Source organism: Nocardia sp. NPDC046473, assembly GCF_040645995.1.
Lineage (GTDB): Bacteria > Actinomycetota > Actinomycetes > Mycobacteriales > Mycobacteriaceae > Nocardia.
In genome coordinates this window covers 38,449-60,192 of record NZ_JBEYZJ010000016.1, presented here as the reverse complement: position 1 = coordinate 60,192, position 21,744 = coordinate 38,449, and the positions used below count along the sequence as shown (strand labels likewise).

Below are 21,744 nucleotides of genomic sequence, written 5' to 3'. Positions count from 1 at the left end.
GAATCGGTATCAGCAAGGGATGACGCGTTGGGCAAAGGGTCAACCCGCAGTGGTGTTTTCGCGGATGAACGCCGTTGCGTCCGTGCCGGACTTGGCGCATCCAATGCACTATCCGTCGAATCCTCTTCCCCCGCTTCAGCATCCGCCGACTTCTTCTTCGCCCCACCGGTCTCGGTGCGCGCATGCCGCGGCGGAATAGCCAAACGAAGGACATCGGCGCGAGTGCCTGCATAGCGGGCGGCCACTGCGGTGGCCAGTTTCATGATCTCGGGCGTCAGTACGCGCTCGGCAGAAACGACCCGCTCGAGTTTCACGAGCTTCCCACCGTGGTCACTGTGCGTGCGACGCTCCAGCAGGTATCCGTCCACCAACCGACCCGCGAAGCGGACGCGAACGCGCACGCCGGGCTGCGCGATCGCATCCAACTCAGGCGGGACCAGGTAATCGAAGTCACGGTCCAGATGGGCCGGAGACAGCAACGGGAGCACCCGAGCTATCGGGTGCTCCACGGCTGCGGGGCCCGCTGGCGGGACCCCCGGGATGGCGGGGGTTTCCGCCGCGGGTTTGTTCACTCGGTGCGGTCGGGCCTACAGGCCGACTGCTGCGCGGAGCTTGTCCGCTCGGTCCGTGTGCTCCCATGGCAGGTCGACGTCGGTGCGGCCGAAGTGGCCGTACGCGGCGGTCGGTGCGTAGATCGGGCGCAGCAGGTCCAGGTCGCGGATGATCGCGCCGGGGCGCAGATCGAAGACCTCGGAGATGGCGACCGAGATGCGGGCCGGGTCGACCTTCTCGGTGCCGAAGGTCTCCACGAACAGGCCGACCGGCGCGGACTTACCGATGGCGTAGGCCACCTGAACCTCGACGCGGTCGGACAGGCCGGCCGCGACGACGTTCTTGGCGACCCAGCGCATGGCGTAGGCGGCCGAGCGGTCCACCTTCGACGGATCCTTGCCGGAGAAGGCGCCGCCGCCGTGGCGAGCCATGCCGCCGTAGGTGTCGACGATGATCTTGCGGCCGGTCAGGCCGGCGTCGCCCATCGGGCCACCGAGCACGAACTTGCCGGTCGGGTTGACCAGCAACCGGATGTTCGAGGTGTCCAGCGAGGGCAGCTCGAGGTCGGCGATGACGGCGTCGACGACCTTTTCCTTGATGTCGGGCGCGAGCAGGTTGTCCAGGTCGATGTCGGCCGCGTGCTGGGTGGAGATGACGACGGTGTCGAGCCGGACCGGGCGATCACCGTCATATTCGATGGTGACCTGGGTCTTGCCGTCGGGCCGCAGGTAGGGCAGCACGCCGGACTTGCGGACCTCGGTGAGCCGGCGCGAGAGCCGGTGCGCGAGCGCGATCGGCAGCGGCATGAGCTCGGGCGTATCGGTGGTCGCGTAGCCGAACATCAGGCCCTGATCGCCCGCGCCCTGCTTCTCGATCTCGTCGTCGGAGCCGCCGACGCGCGCCTCGTGCGAGGTGTCGACGCCCTGCGCGATATCGGGCGACTGCGCGCCGATCGCGATGTTCACGCCGCACGAGTTCCCGTCGAAACCCTTTGCCGACGAGTCGTATCCGATTTCCAAGACCTTCTCCCGGACGATCCGGGGAATGTCGGCGTACGCCGTGGTGGTGACCTCACCCGCGACGTGGACCTGGCCGGTCGTCACGAGGGTCTCCACCGCGACCCGGCTGCGCGGGTCCTCGGTCAGTAACGCGTCGAGAATGGAATCGCTGATGGCGTCGCAGATCTTGTCCGGGTGACCTTCGGTCACGGACTCACTGGTGAATAGCCGGCTGCCGGACGTGCGCACAGTTCTTCCCTCTCCCTCAACGGGTATTTCGTCTCGGTTTGCGACAGTAACGCGATGTCGTTACCGTGCAACCCTTCATTCCAGACTATGGCAAACCACCGACATACCGCGGACCAAGAGATCACTATCTCAGACAGTTCGCCCGATTTGTCTCCCGGCCACCGCGCCACCGGTGGTTGAGTACTGGGGCATTATCCCAGTCTCACAATGGTTTTCAGCGCAACAGCGGACCGAGCGCGTCGAGCACGCGGCTGGCGAGCAACGCCTTCGACCCATGATCGAGCGACTGTTCGGTACCGTCCGCACCGAGTAGCCAGCCGTTGTTGGTGTCGACCTCGAACGCCTTGCCCTCGCCGACCGCGTTGACCACCAGCAGGTCACACCCCTTGCGCGCCAGTTTGGCCCGCGCGTAGGTGAGGACGTCGCCGTGCTCGTCGCCGGTCTCGGCGGCGAATCCGACGATCGCGGTACCCGCCAACTGCCCGTCGCGGCGCGCCTGCACCAGACCGGCCAGGATGTCGGTGGTCTTGGTGAGCGCGATGACGTCCGGTTCCCCGGCGCCCTTCTTGATCTTGGCCGCGGCCACATCGGTGGGCCGGAAATCCGCCACCGCCGCCGCCATGATCACCGCGTCCGCGCCGACCGCATGCTTGTCGACCGCGGTCTTGAGCTGTTCTGCGGTGGTGATGTGCACCAGGTCGACGGCCGCGGGCGCGGCCATCTCGATCGTGTTGCCCGCGATGAGCGTGACGTGCGCGCCGCGCTGGGCCGCGACCCGGGCCAGGGCATAGCCCTGCTTCCCAGAACTGCGGTTGCCGAGGAAGCGCACCGGATCCAGCGGTTCCCTGGTGCCGCCCGCGGTGATGACCACCCGGCGACCTTCCAGATCGCGCGGGATGGCGTCGGTGCGTTCGAGCAGCAGCGTGGCCAGTCCGAAGATCTCCTCGGGCTCGGGCAACCGGCCTGGACCGGTGTCGGTGCCGGTGAGCCGGCCCGACGCGGGTTCCATCACGATCGCGCCGTGCGCGCGCAGCGTCGCGACATTGGCGACGGTCGCCGGATGCTCCCACATTTCGGTGTGCATCGCGGGCGCGAACAGGATCGGACATCGGGCCGTCAGCAACGTGGCGGTGAGTAAATCGTCGGCGCGGCCCTGGGCCGCGCGCGCCATCAGGTCCGCGGTCGCCGGGGCGATGACCACGAGGTCCGCCTCCTGGCCCAGCCGAACGTGCGGCACCTCGGGCACATCGGTGAACACGTCGGTGTGCACCGGGTTCCCGGACAGTGCCTCGAAGGTTGCCTTGCCGACGAACTGCATCGCCGCCTCGGTGGGGATCACCCTGACCTGGTGTCCGGTCTCGGTAAACCGCCGGACCAGCGAACAGGCCTTGTACGCGGCGATCCCCCCGCCGACACCGACAACGATCCGTGTGGTCACTACGCCTCCGGCCTAGTTGTTGTCACAGCAGAGCACGCAGCCCGGCTACTCGCCTTCGGTGTGCTCGAGCAGGTCGGAGTGGATCTCGCGCATGGCGACCGAGAGGGGCTTTTCCTGCAGGCCCGGCTCGACCAGCGGGCCGACGTACTCGAGGATGCCGTCGCCGAGCTGGTTGTAGTAGTCGTTGATCTGACGCGCGCGCTTGGCGGCGTAGATGACCAGGGCGTACTTGGACGAAGTGCGCTCCAGCAGCTCATCGATCGGGGGGTTGGTGAGGCCGATCGGGGTGTCGTAGGCGGGAACGACTTTGCTGTCCGTACTGCTCACTAGGGGGGCTCCTGCGGATCGAAGGATTACGAACTCGAATTTGTGCTAACGAACAAGGATACCAACTGCTCACAGGCGCTGGTCACCTCGTCGTTCACGATGACGATGTCGAACTCGTCACAGGCCGCCAATTCGGTCCTGGCGGTTTCCAGCCTGCGCTCGATCACTTCCGGTGATTCGGTGCCCCGCGAGGTGAGCCTGGAGACCAGTTCGTCCCAGCTGGGTGGGGCGAGGAAGGCGAGGATCGCTTCGGGGATGGCCTTGCGGACAGCCCGCGCGCCTTCTAGATCGACCTCGACCAGTACGGGCAGACCCTCTGCGAGGGCGGCCCGTACCGGTGCGGCCGGGGTGCCCGAACGTTGCAAACCACCGTGAATATCAGCCCACTCGAGTAGTTCGCCCGCCGAGATCATGGCGTCGAACTCTGCCCTGGACACGAATCGATAGTCGAGACCGTCGACCTCCCCGGGCCTAGGGGCCCGAGTCGTTGCCGACACACTGAAGATCAGGTGCGGCAGTCGCTCGCGGACACAACGGACCACGGTCGACTTGCCAACGGCCGAGGGGCCGACCAGTACAACCAGTCGACCCTTCCGCATATGTTCGACCACCCTCGTTATCAGGCGTCGAAGTCGAACCGGGCGAGCAGCGCCTTGCGCTGCCGATCGCCGAGTCCGCGCAGACGCCGGGTGGGGGCGATCTCCAGTTCACTCATGATTTCCGCTGCCTTGACCTTGCCTACCTTCGGCAAAGCCTCCAGCAGCGCCGACACCTTCATCTTGCCGAGAATCTCATCGGACTCGGCATCGGTGAGGACCTGCTTCAGGTTGGTGCCGCCTCGCTTCAGGCGCTCCTTGAGCTCCGCCCGAGCGCGGCGAGCGGCAGCCGCCTTCTCCAAAGCAGCGGCGCGCTGCTCGTCAGTCAGCTGGGGAAGGGCCACGGTTCCTCCGTCTCATCGTTCATTGCATCAACTCCTGCCGGTAACCCGGCAGTCTCAGCGACCGTACCCACGGCATCCGCAGATTGCGAACCCACCCCCCAGGTCAGCGCATGATTCCAGATGCCGTAGACGCGAGAGCAGCGCGATCCGCACTGCTCCTCTGTCGCTGCGCAGATCGTACCGCCGAAATCACGAAATGCCTCTTCAGCAGGGAGTTTTCATGATTGACACAGGTTAGCGGAAGGGTTGCTATGACGTGACATGGGTCGCCAGCAAACCCGCCACTGCCCGACCAGGAACTTTCTCGGAATTTCCCGCGTGTCGCGTTGTCTTTCAGCGTGTCGTGGGCCACAGACCGGTCGAACGACCATTTCGAGCGGGACTCCGGCCCCGATCGATTGTCGAGGTGCACCGCCGGGTTTGTCGACCTGCACTGATCACAGCGCGCTTCTGGGCCGATCCTGGCCCGTCGGCTCATCCGAGCACCATCCGGGCGGGAAACGGGCGTAGCAGGGCACACAGACCCGTCTACGGGCCACATGCACGCGTGCACATGACCGCACGCGGGCCGGGAAAGGGGCCGAGACCGGCGCGATCGCGCCGGTCTCGGTGGTTATTTCTGCAGGAACGCGAACGTCTGCTGGAGTTCACTCACTCTGGCGCGCAACGCGGGGACCGTGGGTCCGTCGCGCAGCACTTCGCGTGAGACGGTCGGCACAGCCGCCGCCAACATCGCCTCGGGGACCAGGTCACGGATGTTTTCCGGTCCCCCGCCCTGCGCTCCGACACCGGGCATCAGGATCGGCCCGTTGAGCGCGGACAGGTCCGGCGCCTCGGACAATGTCGCGCCGATCACCACGCCGACCGACCCGAATTCCGCGCCGGCATTGCGGGCCACGGCCTCGTCGACCATCGTCTGGGCGATGGTGCGACCATCCCCCGCGACGACCCGTTGCACCTGCGCCCCTTCGGGATTCGAGGTCGCCGCGAGCACGAACACACCGCGCCGGTTGACCGCGGCCAGGTCCAAAGCCGGTACCAGCGAGCCGAATCCGAGATACGGCGAGACCGTCACCGCGTCCGAGCCGAGTGGCCCGTCGCCGAGCCAGGCGTGCGCGTAGGCGTCCATGGTGGAGCCGATGTCGCCGCGCTTGGCGTCGGCGAGCACCAGCGTGCCCGAGGCCCGCAACACCTCGATGGTGCGCTCCAGCACCGCGATTCCGGCCGAGCCGTAGGTCTCGAAGAACGCGACCTGTGGCTTCACCAGCGCGACGCAACCGTCGAAGGCCTCGACGCAGATCTCCGCGAACTTCTCCAGTCCGTCCGCGTCGGCGGTGAGACCCCACGACTCCAGCAGGCCGGGATGCGGATCGATGCCGACGCACACGGGGCCGAAATGCCCCATGGCGTCCCGCAATCGGTCGCCGAAGGTCTGCACCGCGCCAACTCCGCCCTGGTCAGCCACGCAGCACCGAATGCAGTTCCTGCAGCGACCGCACGCCGATCCCGCCGTTGATGCTCGCCTCGATGCCCTGCACCGCGGCGGCCGCACCCTGCACCGTGGTGATGCACGGGATGTTCACACCGACCGCGGCACTGCGGATTTCGTAGCCGTCGATGCGCGGACCGGAATTGCCGTAGGGGGTGTTGAAGACCATATCGATCTCGCCGTCCCTGATCTGCTCGACGATCGTGGGCTGCGGCACATCACCATTGGTGTCCACCGACTCCGGCTCCGAGTGCTTGCGCACCCGCTCGCACGGAATACCGTTGCGGCGCAACATCTCCGCCGTTCCCTCGGTGGCCAGGATGCGGAATCCGAGGTCGTGCAGGCGCTTGACCGGGAAGACCATAGCGCGCTTGTCCCGGTTCGCGATGGAGACGAACACGGTGCCCTCGGTGGGCAGCGAGCCATAGGCGGCGGTCTGGCTCTTGGCGAAGGCGGTGCCGAAGTCGGCGTCGATGCCCATCACCTCGCCGGTGGACTTCATCTCCGGGGAGAGCAGCGAATCCACGCCGCTGCCATCGGCCTTGCGGAACCGGTGGAACGGCAGCACGGCCTCCTTCACGGCCACCGGCGCGTCGAGCGGGACGTGCCCGCCGTCGCCCTCGCCGGGCAGCATGCCTTCCTTGCGCAGGTCGGCGATGGTGGCGCCCAGCATGATCCGCGCGGCCGCCTTGGCCAGCGGCACCGCGGTGGCTTTAGAGACAAATGGCACGGTCCGGCTTGCCCGCGGATTCGCCTCGAGCACGTAGAGCACGTCGTCCTTGAGCGCGTACTGCACGTTGAGCAGGCCCTTGACGCCGATGCCCTTGGCCAACGCGACGGTCGAGCGCCGCACGGCCTCGATGTCGCTGCGGCCCAGCGTGATCGGCGGCAGCGCGCAGGCGGAGTCGCCGGAGTGGATGCCCGCCTCTTCGATGTGTTCCATCACACCGCCGAGGTAGACCTCGTCGCCGTCGCACAGCGCGTCGACGTCGATCTCGATGGCGTCCTCCAGGAACCGGTCGACCAGCACCGGATGTTCCGGGCTGAGCTCGGTGGCCCGCGAGATGTAGCCCTCCAGGGAACTCTCGTCGTAGACGATCTCCATGCCGCGCCCGCCGAGCACGTAGGACGGGCGGACGAGCACCGGGTAGCCGATCGAGGCGGCGATCTTCTTGGCCTGCGCGAAGGTGGTGGCGGTGCCGTACTTCGGCGCAGGCAGCCCGGCCGCGGTGAGCACGTCACCGAATTCGCCACGGTCCTCGGCCAGGTCGATGGCCGCGGCGCTGGTGCCGACCACCGGGACGCCGGCGTCGGTGAGCCGCTGCGCCAGGCCGAGTGGCGTCTGCCCGCCCAGCTGCACGATGACGCCGGTGACGTGACCCGACTCGCTTTCCGCGTGGTACACCTCGAGCACGTCCTCGAAGGTGAGCGGCTCGAAGTAGAGCCGGTCGGCGGTGTCGTAGTCGGTGGAGACGGTCTCCGGGTTGCAGTTGACCATCACGGTCTCGTACCCGGCCTGCGAAAGTGTTTGCGCCGCATGGACACACGAGTAGTCGAACTCGATGCCCTGGCCGATCCGGTTCGGGCCGGAGCCGAGGATGATCACCTTGTCACGCTCGCGCTGCGGCGCGACCTCGGATTCCGCGGCGGGATCGAGCTCGTAGGTCGAGTAGTGGTACGGCGTCTTGGCCTCGAACTCGGCGGCACAGGTGTCGACCGTCTTGAAGACCGGGCGGACGCTGAGCCGGTGCCGCAGCGCGCGAACCCCGGTCTCCCCGGCCAACTCCGGGCGCAGCGCGGCGATCTGCCCGTCGGACAGACCGTAGTGCTTGGCCCGGCGCAACAACGTCTCGTCGAGCACGGGCGCGTCCATGATCTCCGCGCGCAGCTCGACCAGACCGGCCACCTCGGCGACGAACCACGGGTCGATTCCCGAAGCGGCAGCGACATCTTCGATGCTCGCACCGAGTCGCAACGCGCGCTCGACCTGGTAAATGCGTCCCTCGATCGGGGTGCGCAGGTCTTCCAGGATCGCTTCGACGTCAGTCCATTTGCCGTCTTCCAGAGTCCAGAAACCGGCGGCCTTCGTCTCCAGCGAGCGCAACACCTTGCCGAGGGCCTCGGCGAAGTTGCGCCCCAACGACATTGCCTCGCCGACCGACTTCATCGTGGTGGTCAGCGTCGGGTCGGCACCGGGGAACTTCTCGAACGCGAACCGCGGCGCCTTGACCACCACGTAGTCCAGCGTCGGCTCGAAGCAGGCCGGCGTCTCCTTGGTGATGTCGTTGACGATCTCGTCGAGGGTATAGCCGATGGCCAGCTTGGCGGCGATCTTGGCGATCGGGAAACCCGTTGCCTTGGAAGCCAACGCGGACGAGCGCGAGACGCGCGGGTTCATCTCGATGACGATCAGGCGGCCGTCGGCCGGATCCACCGCGAACTGGATGTTGCAGCCGCCGGTGTCCACGCCGACCTCACGCAGGATCGCGATGCCGAGGTCACGCATCTTCTGGTACTCGCGGTCGGTGAGCGTCATCGCGGGCGCGACGGTCATCGAGTCGCCGGTGTGCACGCCCATCGGATCGACGTTCTCGATCGAGCAGACGATGACCACGTTGTCGCTGCGGTCGCGCATCAGCTCGAGCTCGAATTCCTTCCAGCCCAGGATGGATTCCTCGATCAGCACGTTCGCGGTCGGCGAGGCGGACAAGCCGCCGCCGGCGATGCGGTCGAGATCCTCGTCGTTGTAGGCCATTCCGGAGCCGAGGCCGCCCATGGTGAACGAAGGCCGCACCACCACAGGGAATCCCAGCTCACGGACCGTGTCGCGGACCTCGTCCATCGTGTAACAGACACGGGAACGGGCACTTTCGCCGCCGACCTTGGCGACGATGTCCTTGAACTTCTGCCGGTCCTCACCGCGCTGGATGGCGTCGAAGTCGGCGCCGATCATCTCGACGTTGTACTTCTCCAGCACCCCGTTCTCGTGCAGCGCGACCGCGGTGTTCAGCGCGGTCTGCCCGCCGAGGGTGGCCAGGATGGCGTCGGGACGCTCCTTGGCGATGACCTTCTCGACGAACTCCGCCGTGATCGGCTCCACGTAGGTGGCGTCGGCGAACTCGGGGTCGGTCATGATGGTCGCCGGGTTGGAGTTCACCAGCGAAACCCGCAGGCCCTCGGCCCGCAGCACCCGGCACGCCTGGGTGCCGGAGTAATCGAACTCGCAGGCCTGCCCGATGACGATCGGGCCGGAGCCGATCACCAGGATGTGCTTCAGATCGGTGCGGCGTGGCATCAGGCTCCTTCCATGAGACCGGCGAAACGGTCGAAGAGATAAGCAGCGTCGTGAGGTCCGGCGGCGGCCTCCGGGTGGTACTGCACGGAGAACGCGCGGCCGTCGATGAGGCGCACGCCCTCGACCGTGCCGTCGTTGGCGCAGACGTGGCTGACCTCGGCCTTGCCGAACGGGGTGTCGAACTGCTCGCCCTGCTCGCCTTCCAGCGCGAAGCCGTGGTTCTGCGCGGTGATCGCGATGCGACCGGTGCCGTGCTCGATCACCGGGACGTTGATGCCGCGGTGGCCGAACTTCATCTTGTAGGTCTTGCGGCCGAGCGCGCGGCCGAGGATCTGGTTGCCGAAGCAGATGCCGAACAGCGGCAGGCCGCGCTCGAGCACGCCCTTGGTCAGCGCGACCGCGCCGTCCTGAGTGGCCGGGTCGCCGGGGCCGTTGGACAAGAAGACGCCGTTCGGGTTCAGCGCGAGGATCTGGTCGATCGAGGTGTTCGACGGCACCACATGCACCCGCATGCCGCGCTCGGCGAACATGCGCGGGGTGTTGGTCTTGATGCCGAGGTCGACCGCGACCACCGTGAAGCGGGGTTCGCCGTTCGGCTCGATGGTGTAGATCGAGTCGGTGCTCACCTCTTCGGCCAGGTCCGCGCCGAGCATGGACGGCTGGCCGGTGACCCGGCCGAGCAGCTCGTCGGTGCCGGCGAGGGCGGCGCCGGAGAAGATGCCCGCCTTCATCGAGCCGCGGGTGCGCAGGTGGCGCACCAGGGCGCGGGTGTCGATGCCCGCGATGCCGACGATGTCCTGGCGTTGCATCGCCTCGGGCAGCGTGCCGGTGGACCGCCAGTTGGAGGCGCGGCGCGCGGGGTCGCGGACCACGTAGCCGGCCACCCAGATCTTGCCGGACTCGTCGTCCTCGTCGTTCCAGCCGGTGTTGCCGATCTGCGGTGCCGCGGCAACCACGATCTGGCGGTGGTAGCTGGGGTCGGTAAGGGTCTCCTGGTAACCGGTCATCGCGGTGCAGAACACCGCCTCACCGAGCGTCTCGCCCACGGCGCCGTAGGCCGAGCCGCGGAATACCCGGCCGTCCTCCAGCACTAGAGCAGCGTCTTGTCCCGTCATCCCTCGTCGTCTCCCGTCGTCATACTGGTGTCCGCTTGCAAACCGCGCGTCCAAGCCGGGTACACCGACTTGTCGTCACCTCGGAAACCGGTATCTATCTCGGTCCCGGTGGGCAGTTTCCAGCGAACTACCAGCACACCATCTGCTGTCATTACTTTGCCCGCATGCCCGCGCTCGGTGCGCACCGCGGTGATGGATTCCTGCGGGATCCAGATCACCGTCGCGCCGTCACGCTCGAGCAGAATTCCCCGTTCGAACCGCGTGAGTTCCGCGGTGGCCCGGAAACCCAAGTCGCCGACCGCGATTCGGTCCTGCCAGCTGGGCGCCATGGTGCTGCCGAGATACAGTCCGGTGGTCGGCTCGAGCACCTGTGCACCGAGGTCGGCGGGCACAGTGGGCAGCTCACCGATGCGGGCCTCCTGGCGCGCGGCCCGGTTCTGCCAGCCCCGATACATCAGCCAGATGCACAGGGCGAACAGCGCGGCCAGCCCGATCACCCAAAGCGTTCTCTCCACTTACGGACCTCCTGTGTCCAATCGGCGGCGCTCCCGGTGCCCTGCGTGGCCACGCTTCGCTACCGCCTCCGGGCCCGTCGCTCGCACCGCGCGGTTACCCACCGGCCTTGCCCTCACGGGCAGTTACCCGGCCCCTGAGCAACGTCGTTGTCACTCGGGCCGGGAACGTCATGTCCTCGAACGGTGTGTTGTTCGAGATGCTGGCGAGCTCCTTGGCGCGCACCGTCCAGGTGGCGGCGGGATCGACCAGCGTCAGGTTGGCCGGCTCGCCGACCTCGATCGGCCTGCCGTGCTCGTCGAGGCCGACGATCGCGGCGGGCTGCTCGCTCATCACCCTGGCGACGCCGCGCCAGTCGAGCAGGCCGGGTTCGACCATGGTCTGCACGATGATCGACAGCGCGGTCTCCAGGCCGAGCATGCCGGGGCGGGCCGCGGCGAACTCGCAGCACTTGTCCTGCTCGGCGTGCGGGGCGTGGTCGGTCGCGACGCAGTCGATGATGCCGTCGGCCAGGGCCTGGCGCAGCGCGGCGGCGTCGGACGCCTCACGCAGCGGCGGGTTGACCTTGTTCACCGCGTCGTAGGTCTCCAAGCGCGAGTCGTCCAGCAGCAGATGGTGCGGGGTGACCTCGGCGGTGATCGAGATACCTTGCGCCTTGGCCCATTTCACCAACTCCACGGTGCCCGCGGTGGAGGCGTGGCAAATGTGCACGCGCGCACCGGCATCGCGGGCGAGGATCGCGTCGCGCGCCACGATGGACTCCTCCGCGGCGCGCGGCCAGCCGGCCAGGCCGAGCCGGGCCGCGGTGGGCCCCTCGTGCGCGACCGCGCCTTTGGTGAGCCGCGGCTCCTCCGCGTGCTGGGCGATCAGCACGCCGAGGGTGTTCGCGTATTCCAGGGCGCGGCGCATGAGCAGCGGGTCGTAGACGCAGTGGCCGTCGTCGGAGAACATCCGCACCGCGCCGACACCGGTTGCCATGGTGCCCATTTCGGCGAGCTGCTTGCCTTCGAGGCCGACGGTGACCGCACCCACCGGGTACACGTCGACCAGGCCGACCTCCTGACCGCGACGCCACACGTGATCGGTGACGACCACCGAGTCGGCGACCGGGCTGGTGTTGGCCATCGCGAACACCGCCGTGTACCCACCCAATGCGGCTGCGGCGGAACCGGATTCGATGGTCTCGGTGTCTTCGCGACCGGGCTCGCGCAGGTGCGTGTGCAGATCGACGAAGCCGGGCAGCAGGATTTGGCCTTGCGCGTCGATGACTTCCGCGTCGTCGGCGCTGAGCTCGGTACCGATGTCACGGATCACACCGTCGGCGATCAGCACGTCGACCGGTTCACCCTCGCCATAGATCCGGGCGCCCTTGATCAGCAGTTCCGTCATGCCACCGCCTCCTGCGTACCGACCAGCAGCCGGAACAGGACGGCCATGCGCATGTGTACTCCGTTCGTCACCTGTTGCAAGATCGCGGCCTGCGCGGAATCGGCTACCGGCGAGGCGATTTCCATGCCGCGCAGCATCGGGCCGGGATGCAGCACCGTCGCGTGTTCGGCCAGCAGGGCCAGCCTGCGTTCCGACAGTCCGTAATTGATCGAGTATTCGCGGGCCGACGGGAAGAAGCCGCCGTTCATCCGCTCGGCCTGCACGCGCAGCATGAGAACCGCGTCGGCGCCGGGCAATTCGGCGTCCAGCGAGTGCGCGATCCGGGCGGGCCAGGCGTCGACGCCCACCGGCAGCAGGGTGCGCGGGGCGACCAGCACCACTTCCGCACCGAGGGTGTCCAGCAGAAAGACATTGGAGCGAGCCACCCGGCTGTGCAGGATGTCGCCGACGATGACGACTCGCTTGCCCTCGATATCGCCGAGCCGTTGCCGCAGCGTCAGCGCGTCGAGCAGGGCCTGGGTGGGGTGCTCGTGCGTGCCGTCACCCGCGTTGATGATGGCCGGGCCGGAGCTGCCGGACGAGACGGCCCAGGCGTCCATCCAGCGCGCGATCTGGTGTGCCGCACCGGAAGCCGGATGCCGCACGATCAACGCGTCGGCGCCCGCGGCGTGCAGGGTGAGCGCGGTGTCGCGCAGGGATTCGCCCTTGGAGACCGAGGAGCTGCTGGCGCTGACGTTGATCACATCGGCGCTCATCCACTTGCCCGCCACCTCGAAAGAAACCCTGGTGCGGGTGGAGTTCTCGTAGAACACCGTCATCACGGTGCGTCCGCGCAAGGTCGGCAGTTTGTGGACTTCGCGGCCGAGCAGGGCCTGCTCGAAACGTTCGGCTTCGTCCAGCAACTCCGTCGCGGTCGCGCGATCAAGATCACTGACCGTAAGCAGATGCCTCACAACTCCACCTCGCTGACGCTCAGCTCCGTCGTTCGGCACAGGGCCGCTGTGTTGTTGGTTCGCTCGCTCACGCTTCAGCCTCCTGGCGCAGGTAAACGCCGTCGCGGCCGTCGTGTTCGGTGAGCAGGACCGAGATGTCTTCGGAGCGCGAGGTGGGCACGTTCTTGCCCACGTAGTCGGCCCGGATCGGGAGTTCGCGGTGGCCGCGGTCGATCAGCACCGCGAGCTGCACGGCGCGCGGGCGACCGAGGTCGCGCAGCCCATCGAGGGCGGAGCGCACGGTGCGGCCGGAGAAGAGGACGTCGTCGATCAGCACGACGAGCGCGTCTTCGATGCCGCCCTCGGGAACCGAGGTGCGCTCGAGCGGCCGGTGCGGCCGGGTGCGCAGGTCGTCGCGGTAGAGGGTGATGTCGAGCGAGCCGAGGGCCGGGCGGACCCCGGAGAACTCCTCGATCTTGTCCGTGAGCCGCGCGGCCAGCGAGGTGCCGCGGGTGGGAATGCCGATGAGCACCACGCGTGGCGCGCCGGGCTCGCCCGCGTCCAGCGCGGTCTTCTCGATGATCTGGTGCGCGATGCGCGCGATGGTCCGACTGACATCGGAAGCCGACAACAGCTCCCGCCCCGCCTCCACCCCCTCGGGGGTGTGTCGCCGCGATGTTTCGGCAGCGCCGGACTTGGCAGCCCGTTCGGGCACGGCCATGCCGACCTCCTTCCCCGCCTCACCGGACGGTCCGTTAAAGGATGTCTTACGGCAAGCAGCGTAACAGCGGCCGCAACCGGGCTTTCACCAGGTGCAGCGCGGTGTGAGCGGGACCACGGGACGGAAGTGTGCCCGGCCACATCGTCGGTTACTCGCGTACGGCGAGGATCAGGCCGACATCGGCGTCGCGGACGGCGGCGGGGCGGTTGAGCGGCGCGACGAGATCGTCCCACCTACGGAAGCTGGTGCGCCAGCCGTGCGCGGTGAGCCAGCCCTCGGCGCCCGGCCCGAGGCCGCTCAGGTCGCGACCTTCGTCGCTGTGCTCACCGCCGACCAGCCGCCCGAGTTCGGCGTAGTGCGGCAGATTTCGGTCGACGTGGAAGCGGCCAGCGCCGAACTGGCTTCCGCGAGCGGAGAGTTCGGTGAGGGTCTCGGCGACCCGCAATGCGTCGTCGCGGCTCAGATATCCGAGCGATCCCTCATCGACCCAGCAGGTCGGCACGTCGGCGCGAAATCCGTTGGCGCGCAGCAGCTCCGACCAGTTCTCGCGAAGATCGCTGGCGATGATGGTGCGGTCGTACCTGGGCACCGTGGCCGCGAGTACCGGCTCCTTGAACGCGAACAGTTCCGGCAGGTCGATTTCGAAGAACCGAACGTCCGCGGGCAGCGTCAACCGGAACGCTCGGGTATCCAACCCCGCCCCGAGGATGACGATTTGTCGGCACCCGGCCGTCACCGCCTCCACCATCCGATCATCGACCAGCCGGACGCCGACGCTGCGTCCCTCGAAGAATATGTCGGCCAGCGCTTCCAGCCGCGCCCAGCGCTGCTCTCCCTCCGGCATCGTCGCGAAGCTGCGCCGCGCGGCATCGGCGAAATGCCGCGCCAACGGGTCGTCGTACAGCCGGTCCGGCCTGGCCGATTCCCGCGCCCGAATCACCGCCACCCCGATCGCCGTCATCGCCACACCCGCCGTCGGTGCCGCTGGTTGCGCTTCGGTCATGATCCCTCCACAAATTAACTTGCCGCCCGGCTAGGTATCTCGCCGCACCCGTCACGCTAGGCTCCAACTAGCCGGTCGTCAAGCAAAGGAGCACCATGGATCGCCGTCGCAGCGATATGCGCGAACGAATCCGCGCGGTGGCAATGGAGTTGTTCTCCGAGCGCGGCTACGAGAAGACCTCACTACGCGAGATCGCCGAGCGGCTCGATGTCACCAAAGCCGCGCTCTACTACCACTTCCGCACCAAAGAGGACATCGTCGCGAGCCTGTCCGACGACCTGCGGCGCGGCATCGACGACATCGTCGAGTGGGCCGCGACCGCGCCGACGGGACCTGAACGCGCGCAAGAGATTCTGGACCGTTACGGCGTATTGCTGCACGGCATCGGCCGCGACATGGTGCGCTTCATGGCCGAAAACCAGCCTGCCTTCCGGGAACTCGGTTTCGGCGTGAGCCTGCGCTACCAGTTCCGGGTGCTGGCCGACCTGATGACCGAGCCCGAGCACGCGCCGCGCGCGGTTTTTCACGCTCGGCAAGCGCTGCTTGCCATCAGTTGGAGCACCGCGATGATGGGCGATCTGCCACTGAGCGACGACGAGTGCTACGCGGCCTCGGTCGACATCGCGCGCGACATCCTCGCCAGGAATTGACCGCCACGTCCGATTGTCGCTAGCACATACGTTCGATTGCGGGTAGATTCGCTCGCATGTCGACACCGCTGCAGGGATCACTGCTCGACGGGTTCGGTGATACCGAATTCGGGTCGCTTCATGCCGCGCGGCGCACGGTGCTCGATCGCGGGGCCTGGGTGGATGTGCTGCCCGGCTGGCTGTCGGGCGCCGACACGCTGTTCGATCGCCTGGTCGACGATGTGCCGTGGAAGGCCGAACGCAGGCCGATGTACGACCGCGTGGTGAACGTGCCCCGGCTGTTGAAGTTCTACGAAGAGCACGAGCCACTGCCCGACCAGGTCTTGGCAGACGCGCGAGAAGCCTTGAGCGAGCACTATCGCCGCGAACTCGGCGAGTCGTTCCGCACCGCCGGACTCTGTTATTACCGCGACGGACAAGACAGCGTCGCCTGGCACGGCGACAATTTCGGCCGCGGCGCGACCCAGGACACCATGGTCGCGATCGTGTCCATCGGCGCGCCCCGGGCACTGCTGCTGCGACCACGCGGCGGCGGCGAGAGCCTTCGATTCCAGGTGGGCCACGGCGATCTCCTGGTGATGGGCGGCTCCTGCCAGCGCACCTGGGAGCACGCAGTGCCCAAGACGCGCAAGCCGACCGGACCAAGGATCAGCATCCAGTTCCGTCCGCGAGGCGTTCGCTGACTGTGATCGAGGCGATACCGATCTTGACCTTAATCATTGTTGAGGTTTAATGCTGAACTGCATGAGCGCAAAGACTTTTGAGCCGCCGACCGCCGGCGACACGACCGTCGACCACACCGCCGACATCGCGGCCATCAAGCAGATCATCACCAACGTCGAAACCGCGTACAACACCAACGACCCCGAACTGATGACCGCCGACTTCACCGCGAACGCCGCCGTCGTCAACGCGGTCGGCGCCCTGATGACCGGTCGAGACGCCCTACTCGAAGCGAACCGCCGCGGACTGTCCGGCTTCCTGAAAAACGAATACGTCCGCTACGAGGTCACCGACATCACCTTCCTCCGCCCCGACGTCGCCTTCGCCCACAAGCTCGCCCGAGCCACCACCTCCGAAGGCGAACTAATCGACATAGATCACGCGATGATCGCCCTCTACGTCCTGATCAAGGAAAACGGCCGCTGGTGGACCGCAGCCAGACAGAACACCCTGATCCCCCAAGCCGAATGACCGCACGCCCGACGACGCAGCGCCGCAACAACACCGAGGGGTGCGGCGCTGCGCCGGAGGGCCGGCCAGCCGAGCACCGTTTCGGTGACCCGCTCACCCACTACACCGGGTGAGCGGCTTCCAGAAACAGTGCTCGGCCAGAACAAAGAGTGCACATCGGAGCCCCAGCAGCCCCGAAAACACCCGCGCGACACACTCACTGCTTCGAAAGCGCTCGAGAACAGCACCACAGCCAGGTGACCACCTCCGGGAACGCGACACCACGCACCTGACCGATAACTAAAGCCGGGGACCCCACCTCACGCGCCCAGCACTACTCCGGTCATCCGATGAACCAGTCGAAAACCCCTGAGACAGCACACCACCGGAGAATCTCTCAGCACACCACCCCGAACCAGTACACCCAGAACCCCCGAAAAGGTCCACCCATCGGGCAACTGCTACTCAGGACTCCAGAGGTGAACAGTCCAGTGAGCTGAAGACCTATCCACGTTTTCCTGTGAAGCAGTGCTGGGCACGCCGCCTGCCGTACCCGGCTTTAGTTAACGGTCAAGCGCGCAATGTCGCGTTCCCGAGGTGGTCATCTGGCTGTGGTTGCGTCACAAGCACTTTGGAAGAAGGAGAGGCGGGATGGCGGCGGTCCCAGCCTGGTCATCTGGCCGTGGTTGCGTCCCAAGCACTTCGGAAGAAGGAGAGGCGGGATGGTGACGGTTCCAGCCTGGTCATCTGGCCGTGGTTGCGTCCCAAGCACTTCGGAAGAAGGAGAGGCGGGATGGTGACGGTCCCAGCCTGGTCATCTGGCCGTGGTTGCGTCCCAAGCACTTCGGAAGAAGGAGAGGCGGGATGGTGACGGTCCCAGCCTGGTCATCTGTCTATGGTTGCGTCCCAAGCACTTTGGACAAGTGCGGTGGTTGGGTGGCGATCGAATCAACGGGCGAGGTCCGGCGAGACGCATCGAACACCGAGTGTTGCACCCAGCGCCGTTATCAGCCAGGATCTGCACCCGACCAATCCACCCGGTGTTGCAATAACCGCCTGAATCCGCCTCGGTGCAGATCCCGAGAGAGAGTGCAGATTCGTCGATAGCGGACGTGTTGGCGGAATTCGCCGCGACGCTGGGGGTGGGACGTCGTTAGATTGACAGGATGAGCAATCCTGGGGCGGGAGTCCTGGCCGTGATGCCGCTGCATACGATCAGCGAGGTTTACGGCGAGGGCGGTCTGCGTGAACGATTATTGCTGGAGATCGCGGAGCTGCCGGATGCTGATCGGGTCGTCGAGGCGCTCGACCTGGCCACGGAATTGCATCGCGACGACCGTTACGGTCGCGAACCGTATCTCAATCATCTACTGCGGGTGGCGATTCGGATCATCAGTCACTACAAGGTCGCGGACGGCGAGCTGGTTGTCGCGGGTCTGCTGCACGACTCGGTCGAGGATCATCCGGCGGAACTGGCGGGCGACCAGCCGGGTCCGCCCACGGGAGCCGCCCTGGCCGAACTCGCGGACCGGTTCGGCGAGCGCGTGGCCGAGCTGGTCGCGGCCGTCACCAATCCCGAACCGGACCCGTCGATCGACCGGCACCTGCAATACCGCGAGCACGTCGCCGCCAACCTCGACCGTTCCCCATGGGCCAGGATCATCAAGCTTTCCGACTTCACCGACAACGGAGTCGGCATTCTGTACGCGACCGGTCCGGCCATGCACAAGCTCGCCACCAAATACCGCCCACTCACCGCCATCTACCGCGACCTCGTCACCCGCCCCGACACACCCCTGGCCGACGACGTCAAACAGCACATCCTCGACCAACTCGACAGTGCGGACCAACGATTCGAGGCCATCCTCGCCGACGATTGATCGCCGGTCGTCCTTTCGGATGACATCCGGCCGATATCCGGCCCGCCGAGACCGACCGGCCTGCCACCGATGGCATCGTGAGGCGCATGCGACTTCGAGGGGCGAGCGGTTTCCTGCTGGCAGCGGGACTTGTGACAATCGCCGCCTCGGTGCTGACGCTGATTTGGACGGGCCACACCGCGCTGCGCTACTCCGCCGACAACGACGACACGTTGCCGATGTGGGTGCCCGGGATAACGATGTTCGGTGGGCTCGCAGCCGCCTGGCTGGTGCCGCCGAAACCACGCAACGACAGTCTGCTGCCGGATTATCCGCGCACCACGCGTCAGGGCTGGTGGCTTATCGCCCTCGCACTCGCCTTCACCATCGGTTTCGCCCTCTCCCCCGGCGGCAGCGGCTGGCTGCTCGCCCTGAAACTACCCCTGCTGCTTGCCATTCCGCTGCTGTTCCGGTTGGCGGCCTGGCCCGAGTGGTATCGGATCGACACCCATGGCCGTTGGCTGCGACCCGCACCCGCGGCACTCACCTTCCTTGCCCTGTTCACACTGTTCGGCCATGGCTACACCGGCCCGCGACCGGACCTGATCACCGTGCTGTGCGTGTTCGTGCTGAATGCGATGCTGGAGGAGATCTTCTACCGGGTCTGGCTGCAAACCCGGCTGGAGATCAGTCTCGGGCGCTGGCCCGCGATCGTGGTCACATCGTTGGCGTTCGCCTCCTGGCACGCGGTGATCCACGGCGGCAATGGATTCGGCGTCGACCTCGCCAGTGCCTTCGTGCACATCGGCGCATACGGCATCTTCCTCGGCTACCTGTGGTCGCGCTACCGAAACCCCTGGCTGCTGTTCCTGGTGCACGGCATCATCAACCTGCCCATCCCGATGCTTGCCGTAATGTGGTGATGGCACAAGAGATTTCACGGCGTGCGTAGCACCGATTCGATCAGTTCACGAACAGCGTCGAGCAGCCGCTCGGTCTCGCCGGAACGGACCATGACTTGCACCAGCTCACCGCCGATCGCGCCGAGCAGCAGCCTGCCCATCACCTCGGCATCGAGATCGGGCCGCGCTTCGCGCAGCAGCGCGGTGATGTGGTTGCCCCAGAACGCATGAAACTCCCCCGTGCGCGGATGCGGCGGCTCGGTGCGGTAGGCGACCATGAGCTCCGAATTGTCGATCACCAACCGCGTCATCGCGTCGAAATAGGCGAGCAGCCGCTCATCGGCCGGTGCGCCGGGGCCCAACGGTGGCGGTCCACTGGTGATCGCGTCCATCAACGTGAGCGCGCTCTCCGCAACCATCTCGTGCAGCAGCCCGGCGCGGCTGCCGAAGCGATGAAAGATGGTGCCCTTCCCCACCCCGGCCGCGGCCGCGACCCGGTCCATGGTGATCGCCTCGGCACCGTGTTCGGCGAGCAGCGCGGCGGTCGCGTCGAGAATCGCACGCCGGTTACGCGCGGCATCGGCCCGTTCCTTCGGACGCCCGTCGGTCATCACACCCGCTTTCGTTGACAACTTGACCGCCGGTCCATATTATTGCGGAGACAACTGGACCAACAGTCAATTTATGGAGTTCATCGTGAAGGCAATCGTAATGACGGGAACCGGCGGCCCCGAGGTGCTGGTCCTCCAGGAGGTCCCGGCGCCGCAGGCGGGCGCGGGTGACGTCGTGATCCGCGCCGAAGCTATCCCGGTCCTGTACCCGGAAACCATACTGCGCTCCGGCGAGTTCCCGCTCGGCGTCGAGCCGCCGCTGGTCTTCGGTTTCCAGGCCGCCGGTGTGGTGACCGAGGTGGGCACGGACGCCGATCCCGCGCTGCTCGGCCGCCGAGTAACGGTGGCCACAAAGGGTTTCGGCTCCTACGCCGAATTCGTCAGCGCACCAGCCGATTCCGTCACCCTGATCCCGGACGGCCTATCCTCGGTCGACGCGGCCGCAGTCCTGATGAGCGGCTCGGTGGCACTCCCCCTACTCGAAACCGCCGCGCTCACCGGCACCGAAACAGTGCTGATCGAAGCCGCCGCAACAGGTATCGGCAGCTACCTCACCCAACTCGCCAAGGAGTACGGCGCGGCCCGCATCATCGCCACAGCGGGCGGCCCCGCGAAAGCCGAACAGGCACGCAGGCTCGGCGCCGACGAGGTGATCGACCACAACGACCCCGAATGGCCGACCCGCCTACGCGAAACCCTCAGCGGCACAACGCTGGACGTAGTCTTCGACTCCATCGGCGGCCCCACCGCCCTCGACCTCCTCGACACCATGACTCCCCTACGCGGCCGAATGCTCAGCTACGGCTGGCTTTCCGGCGCCCCGGCCCAACTCACCGCCACCGACCTGATCACCCGAGGTCTCACCCTCACCGGCTGCGCGGGCCCCACCTGGCTATCCCGAGTAGCCAACGCCCACACCGCAACCCTGCACCGCGCAGCCACCGGCGGCTTGGCCCCCCTCGTCGAAACAGTCCTCCCCCTCGACCAAGCCGCCCACGCCCACCACCTCATCGAAAACCGCGCCCCACTCGGCAAGCTCATCCTCCGGCCGGACCACAAGTCGTAGCCACCCCAACACTCAGCCGGACACGTTGCCGCGCGCAAATTCTCATCGAGCACACGAAATTGCCAACTGAAACGCCCGCAGCAACACAAGGCGCGCGCGGCGGCCCGGCGCGGTTGCGTTCCACCGCGGGCAAGCGGAACTTGCGCACGACCAGCCGGCACATAACGCCGCCGCGCACCGATTCTCTTACCGCGCACGAAATCGCCAACTGGATCGTGCGCAGCAAGACAACAACTGCGCGACATGCCGTCACTGCCGGTACAGCTGCGCACGACCAGAGCACTGCGCGCACCGTGACAGGCCGACTCAGCGCAGCCCGGCCCGACTCAGCGCAGCCCGGCCCGACTCAGCCCGGCCCGGCCCGGCCTGGCGCGACCTGGCGCGGCCCGGCGCAGCCCGGCGCAGCCCAGCCCGACTCAGCTCAACCCAGCCCGACTGGCTCAGCCCGGCGCAGACACAGTGCCGCGCGACAATTCGCGAGCCGCGCACGAAATCGCCGACCGATCCGCGCGCAGTACGACG

At 67.0% G+C, this 21,744-nt stretch carries 21 protein-coding genes and 1 pseudogene; 6 read left to right on the top strand and 16 right to left on the bottom strand.

What is annotated here, in order from left to right; genetic code table 11:
- Window positions 1–170: 170 nt before the first annotated feature.
- The 14 genes and pseudogenes from ABZ942_RS42780 to ABZ942_RS42715 form a co-directional block, all read right to left on the bottom strand.
- Window positions 171–509, bottom strand: a pseudogene (locus ABZ942_RS42780) (primosomal protein N'); the annotation flags it as partial.
- Between the two features lie 78 nt (window positions 510–587).
- Window positions 588–1,799, bottom strand: coding sequence for a methionine adenosyltransferase (metK, locus tag ABZ942_RS42775; protein ID WP_357392004.1), 1,212 nt, complete (start codon window positions 1,797–1,799; stop codon window positions 588–590).
- A gap of 214 nt (window positions 1,800–2,013) precedes the next feature.
- Window positions 2,014–3,237 carry a bifunctional phosphopantothenoylcysteine decarboxylase/phosphopantothenate--cysteine ligase CoaBC gene (gene coaBC, locus ABZ942_RS42770; RefSeq protein WP_357392003.1) on the bottom strand — a complete coding sequence of 408 codons (1,224 nt, stop codon included), beginning with the start codon at window positions 3,235–3,237 and terminating at the stop codon, window positions 2,014–2,016.
- 45 nt (window positions 3,238–3,282) lie between these two features.
- Complete coding sequence (gene rpoZ, locus ABZ942_RS42765) at window positions 3,283–3,564, bottom strand: DNA-directed RNA polymerase subunit omega (RefSeq protein ID WP_357392002.1); 282 nt, start codon at window positions 3,562–3,564, stop codon at window positions 3,283–3,285.
- Window positions 3,565–3,590: 26 nt separating this feature from the next.
- Window positions 3,591–4,163 carry a guanylate kinase gene (gmk, locus tag ABZ942_RS42760; RefSeq protein ID WP_357392001.1) on the bottom strand — a complete coding sequence of 191 codons (573 nt, stop codon included), beginning with the start codon at window positions 4,161–4,163 and terminating at the stop codon, window positions 3,591–3,593.
- Window positions 4,164–4,183: 20 nt separating this feature from the next.
- Window positions 4,184–4,504, bottom strand: coding sequence for an integration host factor, actinobacterial type (gene mihF, locus ABZ942_RS42755; RefSeq protein WP_014986450.1), 321 nt, complete (start codon window positions 4,502–4,504; stop codon window positions 4,184–4,186).
- A gap of 613 nt (window positions 4,505–5,117) precedes the next feature.
- A complete protein-coding gene (pyrF, locus tag ABZ942_RS42750) occupies window positions 5,118–5,942 on the bottom strand; it encodes an orotidine-5'-phosphate decarboxylase (RefSeq protein WP_357392064.1) in 825 nt (274 codons plus the stop codon).
- Between the two features lie 19 nt (window positions 5,943–5,961).
- Entirely contained in the window at window positions 5,962–9,288 is a 3,327-nt protein-coding gene (gene carB / locus ABZ942_RS42745; protein ID WP_357392000.1) for a carbamoyl-phosphate synthase large subunit, read from the bottom strand.
- Window positions 9,288–10,403 carry a glutamine-hydrolyzing carbamoyl-phosphate synthase small subunit gene (gene carA / locus ABZ942_RS42740; protein ID WP_357391999.1) on the bottom strand — a complete coding sequence of 372 codons (1,116 nt, stop codon included), beginning with the start codon at window positions 10,401–10,403 and terminating at the stop codon, window positions 9,288–9,290. The genes carB and carA overlap by 1 nt, the downstream gene beginning before the upstream one ends.
- Window positions 10,400–10,918 carry a transporter gene (locus tag ABZ942_RS42735; protein WP_357391998.1) on the bottom strand — a complete coding sequence of 173 codons (519 nt, stop codon included), beginning with the start codon at window positions 10,916–10,918 and terminating at the stop codon, window positions 10,400–10,402. The genes carA and ABZ942_RS42735 overlap by 4 nt, the downstream gene beginning before the upstream one ends.
- A gap of 94 nt (window positions 10,919–11,012) precedes the next feature.
- The gene (locus ABZ942_RS42730) at window positions 11,013–12,305 is read right to left on the bottom strand and encodes a dihydroorotase (RefSeq protein WP_357391997.1); all 1,293 of its coding nucleotides are present in this window, start codon (window positions 12,303–12,305) and stop codon (window positions 11,013–11,015) included.
- Window positions 12,302–13,258, bottom strand: coding sequence for an aspartate carbamoyltransferase catalytic subunit (locus ABZ942_RS42725; RefSeq protein WP_357391996.1), 957 nt, complete (start codon window positions 13,256–13,258; stop codon window positions 12,302–12,304). Before ABZ942_RS42725 ends, ABZ942_RS42730 begins: the two co-directional genes overlap by 4 nt.
- A 67-nt stretch (window positions 13,259–13,325) precedes the next feature.
- Window positions 13,326–13,958, bottom strand: coding sequence for a bifunctional pyr operon transcriptional regulator/uracil phosphoribosyltransferase PyrR (pyrR, locus tag ABZ942_RS42720; RefSeq protein ID WP_357391995.1), 633 nt, complete (start codon window positions 13,956–13,958; stop codon window positions 13,326–13,328).
- 148 nt (window positions 13,959–14,106) lie between these two features.
- Window positions 14,107–14,961 carry an SAM-dependent methyltransferase gene (locus tag ABZ942_RS42715; RefSeq protein WP_357391994.1) on the bottom strand — a complete coding sequence of 285 codons (855 nt, stop codon included), beginning with the start codon at window positions 14,959–14,961 and terminating at the stop codon, window positions 14,107–14,109.
- A gap of 95 nt (window positions 14,962–15,056) precedes the next feature.
- Here ABZ942_RS42715 and ABZ942_RS42710 point away from each other — a divergent pair, with 95 nt between their 5' ends.
- From ABZ942_RS42710 to ABZ942_RS42690, 5 genes are all read left to right on the top strand, one after another.
- The gene (locus ABZ942_RS42710) at window positions 15,057–15,611 is read left to right on the top strand and encodes a helix-turn-helix domain-containing protein (protein WP_357391993.1); all 555 of its coding nucleotides are present in this window, start codon (window positions 15,057–15,059) and stop codon (window positions 15,609–15,611) included.
- Window positions 15,612–15,667: 56 nt separating this feature from the next.
- Window positions 15,668–16,294 carry an alpha-ketoglutarate-dependent dioxygenase AlkB gene (locus tag ABZ942_RS42705; protein ID WP_357391992.1) on the top strand — a complete coding sequence of 209 codons (627 nt, stop codon included), beginning with the start codon at window positions 15,668–15,670 and terminating at the stop codon, window positions 16,292–16,294.
- A 61-nt stretch (window positions 16,295–16,355) separates the two neighbouring features.
- Complete coding sequence (locus ABZ942_RS42700; RefSeq protein WP_357391991.1) at window positions 16,356–16,805, top strand: SgcJ/EcaC family oxidoreductase; 450 nt, start codon at window positions 16,356–16,358, stop codon at window positions 16,803–16,805.
- A gap of 1,145 nt (window positions 16,806–17,950) precedes the next feature.
- Window positions 17,951–18,664, top strand: coding sequence for an HD domain-containing protein (locus tag ABZ942_RS42695; protein WP_357391990.1), 714 nt, complete (start codon window positions 17,951–17,953; stop codon window positions 18,662–18,664).
- Between the two features lie 86 nt (window positions 18,665–18,750).
- A complete protein-coding gene (locus tag ABZ942_RS42690) occupies window positions 18,751–19,566 on the top strand; it encodes a CPBP family intramembrane glutamic endopeptidase (protein ID WP_357391989.1) in 816 nt (271 codons plus the stop codon).
- 14 nt (window positions 19,567–19,580) lie between these two features.
- Here ABZ942_RS42690 and ABZ942_RS42685 read toward each other — a convergent pair whose 3' ends face one another.
- A complete protein-coding gene (locus tag ABZ942_RS42685; RefSeq protein WP_357391988.1) occupies window positions 19,581–20,156 on the bottom strand; it encodes a TetR/AcrR family transcriptional regulator in 576 nt (191 codons plus the stop codon).
- An 85-nt stretch (window positions 20,157–20,241) separates the two neighbouring features.
- Between ABZ942_RS42685 and ABZ942_RS42680 the strand changes: the two genes are divergently transcribed.
- Complete coding sequence (locus ABZ942_RS42680; protein WP_357391987.1) at window positions 20,242–21,222, top strand: zinc-binding dehydrogenase; 981 nt, start codon at window positions 20,242–20,244, stop codon at window positions 21,220–21,222.
- A gap of 306 nt (window positions 21,223–21,528) precedes the next feature.
- Here the strand turns inward: ABZ942_RS42680 and ABZ942_RS42675 are convergent.
- Window positions 21,529–21,744, bottom strand: a 216-nt coding sequence (locus ABZ942_RS42675; protein ID WP_357391986.1) for a hypothetical protein, incomplete at its 5' end; no start/stop codon positions are given.